We start from the raw sequence: 12808 nt of genomic DNA on the forward strand, positions 1-12808 counted from the left end.
CTGTGGTTGGGCCCTTACTTGTCGTAATACGTTGGGTACCCCTGGCGCTTGCCGTCCTTCCAGATTTCAATGGATGCCAGGCTGCCGTCCTCACGTAGTTCATAAAGGGGGCCGTTGTACTCACCCTCCTCGTAGGTGGCTTGCTTGCTCAGGTAGCCGTTACGGTCGTAAAACTTCCACGCCCCCTGGCGCTCGCCATCCCGATAGCTACCGATGCTTTTGGTGCCTTTGTAGGGAGCGATTTCCTGCCACTGGCCTGACTTTTTCCCATTCTTGTACATGCCTGCGGTCTGGAGCTTGCCTCTGCTCAGTTTCTTGTAGGGGCCGTCCAGAACGCCATGGTTGTACGTCTTCAGTTCAATCAGGTTGCCGGCGGTATCCAGGCTGCGACTTTCTCCGTGAAGCTGGCCCTGGGAATCATAGTTCTCGAAAATGTCGCCTTCTCTCATCCATTCGCCCACTCGCTTGCCGTGGTCATATTGCCCGCGAGCTATGGTCTGTCCCCACCATTCTTCCTTGTACAAACCGTGTTTCTTGCCATCGAGGTAAGGAACGCTGGTGGTCAGGGGTTCAAGGTCCGAGGTGGTGATATACAGGCCGACGAGTGTGTCGCCTACTTTTTCCTGGCGTTCCACCAGTTGGGCCTCCATCTCGCCGAACGATCCCTGCATTTTTCCGCGTTTTTTTGTAAAAAGAGAGTAGTCGCCGGCCTCTATCCGGGTTTCGGTAAAGTTGCCGTAGGTTGTTACGGTTTTGGTCCCCTTTCCGTGACCTTCTATCGTGACCGTTTCGCGTGTGACGGTTTTCTGATCCTTCTGATCGGCACCAACGGTGATGCCGGGAAGTATCAGGATCAAAGCGAGAAAGGCGAACGTTGCTGGGCGAAGGGCTCTCATTCTGACGCCTCCTGGTTCATCGAATCCGGAGTGGGAAGATCGGGGAAGGTGACTTCAAAACGCCGCTGCAGTTTTTCCGTTTTGACCTCGGATTTCAGAAACTTCACCGGCTTGCCGGAGACTCGCAGGGTGTCATCGGGATAGACAACCTCAAGAAGGGGCGTTTTCCCGTTTGTGTAGCCGTCTTCCGGGGAGCTAAGCCTGAGGGCTTTACCGTCCTCGCTGATAAAACGCCACTGGTTATAGAATTGGGCCAGCGACACCGTCATGTCCGTGATGCCCAGTTCCGCTGGGTCAATAATCCAGGGCTTCTCCGGGGCGGGTTTTGCTTTCGTTTCCTCCCACACTATCCGTGCGTCACAGCTCAACAGGATTTCCTGCTGCCCCAGGCCGTAAAAGTGTGTTCGAATGCCGTCATCGGTTTGTAGTTGCAACGTTTGGGTGCCCGTGTAATCCCACCCATTCCGCGCCTTGAGGCTGGCGTCGAATCCATGGCCAGCCAGTTGTTGGTCATTGGCGAGCGTGAGGCTACAGTGACGTGCCTGACGGGTTGGCAACTGCAACCGGAATGCGGCTTTTTTCAGTCCCTCCGGCTGGACCTTCTCAACGGGCAGGGGAGAGCTTTTTTCAAACAGAGGCTTGGTTTGTGGTTCAACATCCGGATCAAGCCTTTGGCCGCGAGGGGTTAAAAACGACACGCTTCGGGTTGCTTTCGGCTCTTTGTCGTGTCGGTTCACCCGGATCTGGATTAACCCGGGGGCGGAATCAGCGCGCAATACAATACGCCATGCTTTGTAATCTTTAGCGGCGATTGAGCGCGCACGACTTTCGCTGGGTGTCAGCCAGTCAGGCCCCTGATCCCTGGCGTAGGTTTTGCCGGTGATGTCTTCATTCTCTGGAAAGCTGATCCTGACACGGTCCAGGGCGTTAGCCGAGATCAACAACTCGTATTCGCCGGTTTTTTCCAGGGGCTTGAATTTGGCTGTTGCGCCGTTTTCTGAAGCGGTGGCTTTTCCGTGCGTATCCGGTTTGAGCTCCATGACAAAGGGCGTGCTTGGGAACCAGGACACTTGCGCTTCTGCTTTGTTGATGCCCTTTTCAACAGCGTGATCAAAGTTGCCTTTGATGGCGAAGAAGGTTGCGCTAAGCATGGATCCCTTGTCGGTGCGCCAGTTGGGCATCAGAAACAGCCACTCGGGGAGAAATTCTGTCTCAACCCGACCTTCATCATCAAACAGTTCCACGTTGTCCAATGTGATCCGTCCGCCATTTCCGGGCTCAACGGTGGGCATGGCGAGTTCCAGCATAATATTGGGCGTCCCGGCTCTCGCTGTGCCAAAGGGCTCGCCAAACACATCCTCTTCGTCGGGCATTGGGCCGATGTCAGATAAGTCCCGAGAAGGGAAGCCTGACCACTCATGGCCGTGGCTGTATTCATCCGAATCAATGGGGTAGGGGGTCTGGCGGGTGGTGAGTACCGAGGTTACGCGTTCCAGGGAGGAGGTTCCCTTTCCCTGGATTTCGTAGGTGATCGCCTGGCGCTTGAGCCAGCCGGTTTCCCGTTCATAAACCGATAGGCCCGCGATTCTGGAACGCTCGTCACCGCCGTCCAGGTGAGCGTAGATTTCATCATTGGTGACCTGGGTGACGGTCAGTGTCAGTGGGGGCAGCCAGGGGTATAGCTGAATCGTTTTCTGCCATCCCTTCTCGGCCTTGATCTCGCCCGGGACCGCGGGATTGACCCTCTTGAGCTGGAAATCGTTCAGGGAATCCTGCAAGTCGTTCTGTGGCTCGCTATAAGTGAGCCCACCAAGGCCGCCGACAGAATTTAACTGGCTGCTCAGGCCCTGTTTCATGACTTTTTTAACAGAGGTCGATGACCTCATTTCAACGGAGCTGGACTGATGGTTGTCACTGTCATGGATGTTGTACCACAAGGGGTAGACCTTCAGGGACCCCGGTTCCTCCGGGTTGCCCGTCACCTCAATACGCGTGAGGCTGGATTCAACCGTTTGTTCTTCATAGTCCAGGGGGCGATTGGCGAGGCCATGACGCGTCGTCGTTTCAAGGCGATAGTCCCGATGGCTTCCCGCCTTGGGGTCAAATGTGGTGGTTTCCGAAGGGGAGCATCCGCTCAGGGTGAAAGCCATTAACGCGGATAACATCAAATTGGTACGGCTGGACATTGCATCTCCATTGCGTGCTTCGGGTGGGGCAGTCGCGGGCGACAGGGGAAAGCAATTTCGTTCCCATGCTTCCAAGCTGCAAGGCGGTTGATTGTATCGTGATGCGTTTTTTTTCGGCAATGGCGCGTTGAGCGGGTACGAGCGTCAAATTTTTTCCTTTCAGCTCTCGCACTTGGGTAACGGATCAGTTACTTTCCGAACCCTGCTTTTCACGACGCAGATCGCTGTTTGTGACGGCATTCACAGGGAACCGAGTGGAGGAAGTAAAAATGGGATTGATGGCTGCGATCGTCGCACTTGTCATGCTGGCAGGTGTTGTTGCCTATTTCATCACAATTTATAACCGTCTCGTTGCTCTCAAGCATAACGTGGGGAAATCCTGGTCGAATATTGATGTTTTGCTGAAGCAGCGCCATGACGAGTTGCCCAAGCTGGTGGACACGGCGCGCCAATATATGGGCTACGAGCAGGAAACCCTTCGGCAGGTGATCGAGGCACGAAACCAGGTGGAAGAGGCTCGTCAGGATGGCAATACCAAGCAGGTTGGAAAAGCTGAGGAACAGTTGCGCGGTGGGTTGGGCCGTTTCTTTGCGCTGGCTGAGGACTATCCGGATTTAAAGGCGGATGAATCCTTTAAGCAACTGCAGTCGCGCATTTCCGAGCTGGAGGACCAGATCGCTGATCGGCGGGAGTTCTATAACGAATCCGTGAACAATAACAACATCCGAATTGAGCAGTTTCCGGATGTGTTGATTGCGAGCCGCCTGAACTTCAAGGCGTTTGATTTGCTGGAGTTTGAGGAGGCGGATAAGCAGGATCATGACCTCTCAAGCCTTTTCGGTGGCCAGGCTGGGCCGGATCAGGCCTGAATACGGAGAGGTCATCTATGGAACACCTGATTTTCAGTTTCGCCCGGAACGTCCAGCAAATGGATACCTGGTTCTTCATCGCGGCGCTGTGCTTCTCTGGCATTTTCGCGTTTGTTACCGGTCTGTTTTCTCGTAGTTCCCTGCGTGCCTACCGTATCGTTGCCGATACCCCCACTTCCCGCATTCGCAGTGCCCCACAGGGCTATGTTGAGCTTAAGGGGCAATGCCTGCCGCTTGATCCGGCTGAGCCTGTCTATGGGCCGTTCACGGGCAAGCCCTGCCTCTGGTATCGGGCGTGGGTGGAGGAAGAGCGGGGCTCTGGAGACGACAAGGACTGGGTGACCATCTATGCCGAGACGGATCCGCGCCCTTTCCGGCTGAACGATGGTACCGGGGAATGCTTTGTTGCGCCGTGTTGGGCCGATATGCGTATGCGTACCGTTACTGACTCTTTCATCCCCGGCTCCTGGGGGAGCGATATGCCCGAGCCACTGCGCCATGTTGATAGTGGGTTTTTCTCTCGTAATGTGCGTTTCAGCGAAGAACGATTTGAAGAAGGCGAGGGCTATGTGATCGGCCATCTGACAACAACGGATGGTGGCGAGGGGAGCGATGAAGCGCAGAGCGTTTCAGGATTTTTGTCCAACTGGCGGACCGATTACATGGCGGAGGTTGAGGGGCGGCCTGATAAACATCCGCCCAATCCCAGGACGATGGGCTGGGTTCACGGCGATACCGCCCACTGGATTGGCCGTTGGCTGGGGAGTCTGGAACACTTTGAGGCCCCCTTTCACGTTGTTGGCCCTTCTGAGGAATCCCGCCGCCCTTTCATTGTCGGCAAAGGCAATGAGGAGGGGATCGTCAAGCGTTTGCGCTGGAGCTGGATTGGTTTTTCCGTTGGCTTTGTGATCTCCGCGACGGTGTTCCTCTCTGTGCTTATGGCCCGTGTTGGCGTGCTGGGCTAATGACTGCCGGGCACATGGGGTGCCCGGATTTTATGGAAAAGGATGTCACAATGACTGTTGATGGCGGTACTTTGGAGCGTTCCTCAAACGGGAAGCTCTCACGTAAGGAATTCCTGGGGGCCGGTATAGCCCTGTCGGCTTTCCTGATTCTGTACTACATATCCGGCTTTTTTATCGGCCAGCTCTATATGGGGTGCTACGATGTTGATGAGTCCTGGTTTTGTCAGGCAGTTCTGGACGACCCCATAGTTGATCACCTTCTGTTTTATCTCATAGAGCCCCTTGTCCTGGGGGGCATTTCCGTTTTTTTCGCGCGTATCGGGGTGAAGACGGCCGACCAACGTTTGGTATTTGCCGTTTTTTCGGCGGGTCTGGCGCTGTTTTTACTGGGTGAGCGTGGGTTTTATTATTTTTTTGAGTCCTACTGGATCGTCGGATTTCAGGACATTGTCTTATCTGTGATCTACTTTCTGATGGTGGCAACCGGTGCTTTCCTTGCCCATAGGGCTGGGGGCGAGTGGTATGCATCCACCGGCGGGGAGGCCCACGTCACCGGGGGGCAGCAGCGGCTGGCTGTCGGCTACATCGTCTGTGGCCTTCTGGTGCTTCATGTCTTTTTTTACTTCTGCACCGCCTGGTTGTTCGATGGTGGCGGTGGCGGGTTCGCCGTCACTGTTGGTCTTTGGCTCCTGGTGGCCGTGGCCGGCGTGGTGCTTTTGCACCGGGCACCAAGACAGGGCGAGCGCTCAGAGCGACTCAGGATCAGCGCACTGGTCATTGCCTATGTCCTGTTGACGGTACTGGTTGTTATTGCCGGGTTTCTGGTGCTCCTTGCAGCCACTTTCCATCTCTGATGATGGACCTTCGGCTGGCTAAGGCAGCGTGTTGCTCCCTTCCCTCATCATTGCACTTCATCCATAGTTGGCCTCCGGGGCTTTAGCCACTGCGCAGGTATGCTAGGCTGAAATTTGCGCGTGGGGGATGGCTCCATTGCGCCAAATCGATTGTTTACGGAGGCGAATATGGAAGCGAAATCGACCAGCAAGGACGATTACGATCAGGTGAAAAAGGACCTTCAGCAGCTCCGGGAGGATATGGCCACTCTGACCAAGACAGTTTCAGAGAGTCAGAAAGGCAACATCAGCAGTCTCCGGGATGAAATTCGCCGCGAAAGCCGCCAGGTTCTGGATCAGGCGGTCAACAAGGGCAGCGAGGCCCTGAATCAGGCTCGCAGTGTGGGCGACAAGGCCGTACACGACGTAGAGCACAAGGTGGAGGAACGACCGTTTCTCAGCATTCTGCTGATGTTCCTCGCCGGTGTTCTGGTGGGCAAACTGCTTGATCGCTGAGCATGATTGACTCTTCGCAGGCAAAGGCAGCATTAAGAAAAACCGTTGCAGCCATCACCGGATTCATTCTGGCGATGGTCCTGCTGGTCGCGTTGCTTGTCACCGGTTTCTACCTGCTGGTTAAAGCCGCTGTCATGGCTCTGGCGCCGATTATGGGAGCGCCGGGAAGTTATGCGCTTATGGGAGTGCTTTGTGTGCTTCTGCTGGTGTTTTTCTTCTGGCGGATGACACGACCAGCGGCCCCGGCCCAGTCTGGTTCCGAGGGCAGTAGCGGCGGATCGGTGATGTCGTCGCTGCGCAGAGTCATCCAGCAGAACCCGCTGGAGGCCGCTCTGGCGGCCTTTACCCTGGGGATCGCCGAGCAGGGCGATCCCAGGCTGCGGTCGCTGCTGCTTCAGGGGATGATGAAGGAAATGAGGCAGGCCGAGGGTGGTGCCGGCGAACCGGAATCATCGCCGGAGCCTGAAGCCGAGCCTGAGCCGCCGGCGGGATAAACCCGCATGGCGGCCTCTGTCATCAATGGTCGTTGCCGTTGATGACTTCCCGCTCAAAACGTCCCAATACCACCATGATGATCAGAGCCATCACGGTGACCATGCCCGCCAGGGCAATGTTGCCAATGCCACAGGCTACCCCGATGGCCCCCGCCATCCAGATGGAGGCACCCGTGGTAATACCCTGGATGTTGCCCCGGCTCTGAATGATACTGCCGGCGCCAAGAAAACCGATGCCGCCGATCACCCCTTCCACAATCCGGGTCGGGTCGATGCGCGCGGAAGGGTCCCCCTCTGCGGTGGCAAAAAGAATGTGCAGGCCGGTAATCACGAAAGCGCTGGCACCCAGCGACACCAGCATGTGTGAACGCAGGCCGGCGGCTTTGCCGCGGATCTCACGTTCCAGGCCGAGTACAAGCGCCAGACCGGTGGCGGCCAGCAGTCGGATGGCCATTTCTGTCAGTGGTATTTCGCTCTCGAACACTGGTCAACTCCTGTAACCATCCGTTGGATTCTGCACCCGTACCCTGCAACCGCCCCGGCCCCGCTCAGAGGCGGGTGTTACAGGCAGGGTGCTATAAAAGGTCATGATACACGGCCACTGTACGTGGGCAATGATTACTACCTGTTCACGTTGGCAGCTGTAGGATCAGGCAGACATTGAATGCAATCAGGCGACCATGCCCAGCGGCAGGCGCGTACCATTAATGGTGTTGTATTGACCGATTCAAAAAGAGGAGTAAGGACTATGATGATTCAGGAAACCTACACTCTCTCCAACGGTGTGAACATTCCGAAGGTCGGCCTGGGCACGTGGATGATTGAAGGATCCGACGCGGAACAGGCTGTGATTGAAGCCGCGAAACTCGGCTACCGGCATATTGATACCGCCCAGGATTACGGCAATGAGGCGGAAGTGGCCGCCGGCCTGAAAGCCTGCGGAGTCAAGCGTGAGGACATGTTCCTGACCACCAAGCTGGCGGCACGCTACAAGGATTACCAGGGCGCGGCAGAAGCCATCGACGGTTCCCTGGAGCGCATGGGGCTGGATTACATCGATATGATGATCATCCATAGCCCGCAACCCTGGGAAAGCTTTGGCAGCGACGACCGTTTCTTTGAAGGTAACCGGGAAGCCTGGCGAGCGCTGGAGGATGCCCACAAGGCGGGCAAGATCCGTGCGATTGGTTTGTCCAACTTCGCCGAACAGGACCTCGACAATATTCTGGAAAGCTGTTCCGTGAAGCCGGTGGTCAATCAGATTCTGGCTCACGTGACCAACACCCCGACCGATCTGATTAACTACTCGCAGGATCGGGGACTGCTGGTTGAAGCATTTTCTCCGGTAGGGCACGGCGAGCTGTTCAAGAATGATCAGATTGCCGAGATGGCGCGTAAGTATGACGTGTCCATCCCGCAACTGTGCATCCGGTATGACCTTCAGCTGGGTCTGCTGCCGCTGCCGAAAACGGCCAATCCGGAGCATATGAAGAACAATGCGGATGTCGATTTCGTGATTTCCGACGACGACATGGAAGCCCTGAAAAACCTGGATCCGATCAGGGACTACGGGGATGCCAGCGCCTTCCCGGTGTTCCAGTAATCAGGCCGCCCGATGACTGAATGATTGGCCAACTCTCTTGCAGGGCAAGGGAGTTGCCTTTGATTTTTATAGGATCAGGCAATTCATAGGCAGGATCCGACAGTAAGGTTTCGTGGCCTTGAGCTTATAATATGGCCACTCTTGGCATGGATATACCCTATGCCTGTTTATTAATTAATCTGAGCGATTAAGCAAGGAGTCTTCATGAAAACGGTTGGTTATGCAGCCTATTCGTCTGATGCACATATGGCGCCCTATCATTTCGAGCGTCGTGCCTTGCGCGCCAATGATGTAGCGATCGAAATTCTCTACAGCGGTGTCTGCCACTCCGATCTTCACACCGTGAATGGTGATTGGGGGCCGCAACCCTATCCGCTGGTACCCGGCCATGAAATCGTCGGCCGTGTGACCGAAGTCGGCCCGGACGTCACCCATTACAAGGTCGGCGACCAGGTGGGCGTTGGCTGTATGGTGGATAGCTGTCAGGAATGCGATCAGTGCCACGACAGTGAAGAGCAGTACTGCCGTCATGGCATGACTCCGACCTACGGTGCACCGGACCGCATCGATGGCGAAATCACCCAGGGTGGTTACTCCAAGCACATCGTGGTTCGTGAAGAGTTTGTTCTTCGGATTCCTGATGCCCTGGATATGTCCCGGGCGGCGCCTATTCTTTGTGCCGGTATCACCACCTTCTCCCCGCTGCGTACCTGGAACATCGGTAAGGGTAGCCGCGTTGGCGTGATTGGCCTGGGTGGTCTGGGCCATATGGCCGTGAAACTGGCGGTTGCCATGGGCGCGGAAGTAACGGTACTGAGCCGCTCCAAAAAGAAAGAGGAAGAAGCCCAGTCCATCGGCGCGACCGGCATTCTGGCCTCTACCGACGAAGACGCCATGAAGAAAGCCGCGGCTTCCATGGACCTGATCATCGATACCGTGCCGGTTGAGCATGACGTGACCCCTTACGTCTCTCTGCTCGATATCAACGGTACCCTGGTCATTGTTGGCCAGGTTGGCCCGATGAAGGAATTCATGACCGTTCCGATGATCATGGGCCGTCGTCGTGTTGCCGGTTCCCTGATCGGTGGCATCAAGCAGACCCAGGAAGTTCTGGATTTCTGTGCGGAGCATGACATCCATCCGATCTGTGAAGTCATCCGTCCGGATCAGATCAACGATGCGTACGACGTGATGGCCAAGGGCGACATCGCCCACCGCTACGTGATGGACATGACCCAGATGGCTGACGACGCCTGATTGGTCCTGCCGGCTCCGGCCCTGCCGCATTCAGACAGGGTCGGAACAGAGCCAGAAAACACCCCGCCCAGGCGGGGTGTTTTATTTGAGTTGAGTTTTTGACGGCCTTTCCTGTCCGGTGATACTTTGGCCAGCTATCAAAGGAATGATCGCCAGGAAAGGAATCAATCATGAACGACGACGACAGGAAATACGTCGCTGCGGCAATAAACTATTTCTGGACTGACCTCGCCACTCCAAACAACGTCAATGAGAGAGCAGCGAGAGTGGTGTATGAAGCTCTCTCAGAACTGCAGTCCTGCACAGACTCAATGCATCTTGTCCCCCGCCCGACTTTGAATCCCGGTATCAGTTACGTGGTCAAACAAGTCGTCAACATTGGACGACGAGTAATGAGCGGCAATGCCTCTGCCTACATCGTTTGTAGGGACCGGGTGGCATTGAATTACAGAACGCCCATCCGTTTGGCTCTGAGAGGGCTCTAACATGAAAAAACTGTTCAGCGCTTTTTTTCTGGTGGCCCTTTCCTGGCCGGTGTTTGCCAGTGATTCAACTATGCGTGTCGTATATCAGGATTTTGATTTTTACGTGCCTGATAATCCCGAAACGGTAGGGTATCTGGACTCTGAAACTCATCTTATGGTCCTGAAATATGACAGCCAGCCTGGAAAAAAATACATCGGCTTCAGTTTCGAGCAGGATATGGATACCGGTGGATGTGAAGCCGCCAAATTTTTCACAGCCGTTTTGACCGGGATGGAGCCTGGATGTAATCGGGCTTCGGTCGAGGCGTTCCGTCACGTATTTCTGGATAATCGGGAGTCCGGCGTCTGGAAGGGGGAGAAATATGGCTTTTACTATTTCTTCGGAGAAAAACTATCCACTGTTTTCGTCATACCCAGGCTTGGTGAAGCCAATGAGGTACTGAAAATAGATACGGATTTTCTGTCACTTCCTGATATGAGACGACTGGTTAAGGCGTATTTGCAATAAATTCGCTAGACCAACCCCCCCTTTGCCTTCGTCGTTGGGTGCAATAGACTGAATAGCCAACCATTCAACGACGAAGAGGAAAGGCCGTGTCCCTGACTTCCCGTTTTGGCCGCGCTGCGGCACTGACTGTCACCCTGATCGCCGGGCAGGCGATGGCTGCCGATCCGGTGGTTGTGTCCTCAAAGATTGATACCGAAGGCGCCGTGCTTGGCCAGATGGTGCTGCAGTCCCTGAAGGCAGCGGGCATTCCGGTGGAGAACCGCCTGCAACTGGGTGCCACCAATATCGTGCGTAATGCCATCAAGGCCGGCGAGATTGACCTTTATCCGGAGTACACCGGCAACGCGGCGTTTTTCCATGACCAGGCGGATCGTGATCTCTGGAAAGACGCCGACAAGGCATACCAGCAGGCGGCGCAGCTTGATAAAGAGGCCCACGACATTGTCTGGCTGGCGCCAGCACAGGCCAATAACACCTGGGCCATGAGTGTGCGCGGGGACCTGGCCCGGGAGAACGGCCTGGAGACCCTTGACGATCTGGCGGCATACATCAATGACGGTGGCCAGTTCAAATTTGCGGCCAGCTCCGAGTTTGTTGAATCCGCCAGTGCCTTGCCGGCCTTCCAGAAGGCCTACGGCTTTGAGCTTTCGTCCGACCAGTTGCTGATCCTGTCCGGCGGCAATACGGCCGCCACGCTGCGGGCAGCGGCGCTGAATAATAACGACGTCAACGGGGCCATGACCTACGGCACCGACGGGGGCCTGAATGCCCTGGATCTGAAGGTGATGGAAGACACCCGGGGCGTACAGCCGGTGTACCAGCCGGCACCGATTATCCGTGCGGACGTGCTGGAAGCCTATCCGCAGATCCGTGACGTTCTGGCGCCAGTGTTTGAATCCCTGGATCTTGAAACCCTGCAGCGCCTGAATGGTCAGGTTGCTGTCAACGGGGTGCCGGCGGAGACCGTGGCCCGGGATTATCTGGATTCACTGGCGCAGGACTGAGGTTTGTCGGCCCTCCGACCACGGCCCTCTGCAATGACTCCGAACCGCGTGCTTCCAGCTCTGGCCCTGCTTGCTCTGGGCCTGCTCTGGGGGCTTGATCTCGGGGCGATACAGCCCAACCGGATCGTGCCCGGAACCGGGCATGGCCTGCTTTCGGCCCTGGGCTGGCCGGGGGCAGGGCTGGTGACAGCCGTACTGGTCTCCATCGGCGCTCTGGCCCTGGCGCCGCTTCGCCATCGTTATGCGATCATTCTTGTGCTGGTCTCCCTGGCGCTGGCGTTGCTGCCACTGGCGCCGGAACTATTGGCTTCGCGGCATCTGCCGGCGGATGCGCCCTACGCCAGATCATCACTGGGCGCGGGTTTCTGGTGCCTGCTGTTTCTGCTCTGCCTGATGCTGGTTGAGGCGATGGGCCGCCTGAACGCCGGCCGTTGGCTGCAACTGGCACTGCTGCTTTTCGTGGCTGGGAGCTGGTTGTTGCTGCTCCAGCGAGACGGTCTGGAAAGTCTTTCCCTGATGCGGGAATACAATGCCCGCCCGGATAAATTCAGCCAGGCGTTATGGACCCATCTGGCCCTGGCATTTGGCGCCGTTGCCATCAGTGCTGTCATGGCGTTTGCCCTGGCGCTCAAGATGATACGGACACCGGGCTGGCAGCGGCCCATCCTGGGCGCGGTGAGTTTTCTGCAGACCATTCCGAGCCTGGCCGTGTTCGGCCTCCTGATTGCGCCGCTCAGTGCGCTGTCGAATGCGTTCCCGTTTCTCCAGAGCCTTGGCATCCGCGGCATCGGCTGGGCGCCCGCGTTGCTGGCACTGATTGCCTACAGCCTGCTGCCGATGGTGCGCAATACCTTCGTTGCACTGACCGAGGTACCCGAGAGTCTGGCCGATGCCGGGCGGGGAATGGGTATGAATGAGCGCCAGCTGTTTCTCCGGCTGAAGCTGCCCCTCGCGCTGCCGGTGATGATCGAAGGGGTTCGGATCACGGCGATCCAGGCAGTGGGGCTGACAGCGGTGGCCGCGCTGATCGGGGCCGGCGGTTTTGGCGCGTTCATATTCCAGGGGCTGGGGCAGGCTGCCATGGACCTGGTGCTGCTGGGCGCTCTGCCCACCGTCGCCCTGGCGCTGGCGGCCGATGCCCTGCTGACCATGCTGGCGAACAGTCTCAGACCGGCGCCGTTGGCGTCCTGAC

The 12808-nt window shown here is 56.7% G+C and carries 14 protein-coding genes; 11 read left to right on the forward strand and 3 right to left on the reverse strand.

Annotation, left to right across the window (positions count from 1 at the left end; genetic code table 11):
- Positions 1 to 14 precede the first annotated feature (14 nt).
- Positions 15 to 896, reverse strand: coding sequence for a toxin-antitoxin system YwqK family antitoxin (locus tag HNR38_RS03285; RefSeq protein ID WP_183699781.1), 882 nt, complete (start codon positions 894 to 896; stop codon positions 15 to 17).
- Positions 893 to 3157: a hypothetical protein gene (locus tag HNR38_RS03290; protein WP_183699783.1), complete on the reverse strand. Its 2265-nt coding sequence runs from the start codon at positions 3155 to 3157 to the stop codon at positions 893 to 895. The genes HNR38_RS03285 and HNR38_RS03290 overlap by 4 nt, the downstream gene beginning before the upstream one ends.
- 194 nt (positions 3158 to 3351) lie before the next feature.
- On the opposite strand from HNR38_RS03290, the gene HNR38_RS03295 reads away from it, so the two are divergent.
- From HNR38_RS03295 to HNR38_RS03315, 5 genes are all read left to right on the forward strand, one after another.
- The gene (locus tag HNR38_RS03295) at positions 3352 to 3951 is read left to right on the forward strand and encodes a LemA family protein (protein ID WP_183700843.1); all 600 of its coding nucleotides are present in this window, start codon (positions 3352 to 3354) and stop codon (positions 3949 to 3951) included.
- 17 nt (positions 3952 to 3968) lie between these two features.
- The gene (locus HNR38_RS03300) at positions 3969 to 4916 is read left to right on the forward strand and encodes a hypothetical protein (protein WP_183699785.1); all 948 of its coding nucleotides are present in this window, start codon (positions 3969 to 3971) and stop codon (positions 4914 to 4916) included.
- A 50-nt stretch (positions 4917 to 4966) separates the two neighbouring features.
- Complete coding sequence (locus HNR38_RS03305) at positions 4967 to 5770, forward strand: hypothetical protein (protein WP_183699787.1); 804 nt, start codon at positions 4967 to 4969, stop codon at positions 5768 to 5770.
- 168 nt (positions 5771 to 5938) lie between these two features.
- Positions 5939 to 6265: an ElaB/YgaM/YqjD family protein gene (locus tag HNR38_RS03310; RefSeq protein WP_183699789.1), complete on the forward strand. Its 327-nt coding sequence runs from the start codon at positions 5939 to 5941 to the stop codon at positions 6263 to 6265.
- A 2-nt stretch (positions 6266 to 6267) separates the two neighbouring features.
- Positions 6268 to 6759 (forward strand): hypothetical protein, encoded by a 492-nt coding sequence (locus HNR38_RS03315; RefSeq protein WP_183699791.1) that lies wholly within the window; start codon positions 6268 to 6270, stop codon positions 6757 to 6759.
- A 22-nt stretch (positions 6760 to 6781) separates the two neighbouring features.
- Here HNR38_RS03315 and HNR38_RS03320 read toward each other — a convergent pair whose 3' ends face one another.
- A complete protein-coding gene (locus HNR38_RS03320) occupies positions 6782 to 7243 on the reverse strand; it encodes an MgtC/SapB family protein (RefSeq protein ID WP_183699793.1) in 462 nt (153 codons plus the stop codon).
- A gap of 264 nt (positions 7244 to 7507) precedes the next feature.
- Between HNR38_RS03320 and HNR38_RS03325 the strand changes: the two genes are divergently transcribed.
- From HNR38_RS03325 to HNR38_RS03350, 6 genes are all read left to right on the forward strand, one after another.
- Complete coding sequence (locus tag HNR38_RS03325; RefSeq protein ID WP_183699795.1) at positions 7508 to 8362, forward strand: aldo/keto reductase; 855 nt, start codon at positions 7508 to 7510, stop codon at positions 8360 to 8362.
- A gap of 204 nt (positions 8363 to 8566) precedes the next feature.
- Complete coding sequence (locus tag HNR38_RS03330; protein WP_183699797.1) at positions 8567 to 9619, forward strand: NAD(P)-dependent alcohol dehydrogenase; 1053 nt, start codon at positions 8567 to 8569, stop codon at positions 9617 to 9619.
- Positions 9620 to 9789: 170 nt separating this feature from the next.
- Positions 9790 to 10104, forward strand: coding sequence for a hypothetical protein (locus HNR38_RS03335; protein WP_183699799.1), 315 nt, complete (start codon positions 9790 to 9792; stop codon positions 10102 to 10104).
- Between the two features lies 1 nt (position 10105).
- Positions 10106 to 10612 (forward strand): hypothetical protein, encoded by a 507-nt coding sequence (locus HNR38_RS03340; protein WP_183699800.1) that lies wholly within the window; start codon positions 10106 to 10108, stop codon positions 10610 to 10612.
- 152 nt (positions 10613 to 10764) lie between these two features.
- On the forward strand, positions 10765 to 11616 hold the full coding sequence (gene osmF, locus HNR38_RS03345) for a glycine betaine ABC transporter substrate-binding protein OsmF (protein ID WP_183700845.1): 852 nt from the start codon (positions 10765 to 10767) through the stop codon (positions 11614 to 11616).
- A gap of 33 nt (positions 11617 to 11649) precedes the next feature.
- Positions 11650 to 12807: an ABC transporter permease gene (locus HNR38_RS03350; RefSeq protein ID WP_183699802.1), complete on the forward strand. Its 1158-nt coding sequence runs from the start codon at positions 11650 to 11652 to the stop codon at positions 12805 to 12807.
- Position 12808: the final 1 nt, after the last annotated feature.

It is taken from the genome of Marinobacter oulmenensis, from assembly GCF_014201735.1.
Lineage (GTDB): Bacteria > Pseudomonadota > Gammaproteobacteria > Pseudomonadales > Oleiphilaceae > Marinobacter > Marinobacter oulmenensis.

Excerpts from the sequence above, each read along its gene's own strand:
- HNR38_RS03315 (WP_183699791.1), top strand. The coding sequence starts at position 6,268 with ATGATTGACTCTTCGCAGGCAAAGGCAGCATTAAGAAAAACCGTTGCA.
- HNR38_RS03335 (WP_183699799.1), top strand. The coding sequence starts at position 9,790 with ATGAACGACGACGACAGGAAATACGTCGCTGCGGCAATAAACTATTTC.
- HNR38_RS03325 (WP_183699795.1), top strand. The coding sequence starts at position 7,508 with ATGATGATTCAGGAAACCTACACTCTCTCCAACGGTGTGAACATTCCG.
- HNR38_RS03305 (WP_183699787.1), top strand. The coding sequence starts at position 4,967 with ATGACTGTTGATGGCGGTACTTTGGAGCGTTCCTCAAACGGGAAGCTC.
- HNR38_RS03310 (WP_183699789.1), top strand. The coding sequence starts at position 5,939 with ATGGAAGCGAAATCGACCAGCAAGGACGATTACGATCAGGTGAAAAAG.
- osmF (WP_183700845.1), top strand. The coding sequence starts at position 10,765 with ATGGCTGCCGATCCGGTGGTTGTGTCCTCAAAGATTGATACCGAAGGC.
- HNR38_RS03350 (WP_183699802.1), top strand. The coding sequence starts at position 11,650 with ATGACTCCGAACCGCGTGCTTCCAGCTCTGGCCCTGCTTGCTCTGGGC.
- HNR38_RS03285 (WP_183699781.1), bottom strand. The coding sequence starts at position 896 with ATGAGAGCCCTTCGCCCAGCAACGTTCGCCTTTCTCGCTTTGATCCTG.
- HNR38_RS03340 (WP_183699800.1), top strand. The coding sequence starts at position 10,106 with ATGAAAAAACTGTTCAGCGCTTTTTTTCTGGTGGCCCTTTCCTGGCCG.
- HNR38_RS03295 (WP_183700843.1), top strand. The coding sequence starts at position 3,352 with ATGGGATTGATGGCTGCGATCGTCGCACTTGTCATGCTGGCAGGTGTT.
- HNR38_RS03330 (WP_183699797.1), top strand. The coding sequence starts at position 8,567 with ATGAAAACGGTTGGTTATGCAGCCTATTCGTCTGATGCACATATGGCG.
- HNR38_RS03300 (WP_183699785.1), top strand. The coding sequence starts at position 3,969 with ATGGAACACCTGATTTTCAGTTTCGCCCGGAACGTCCAGCAAATGGAT.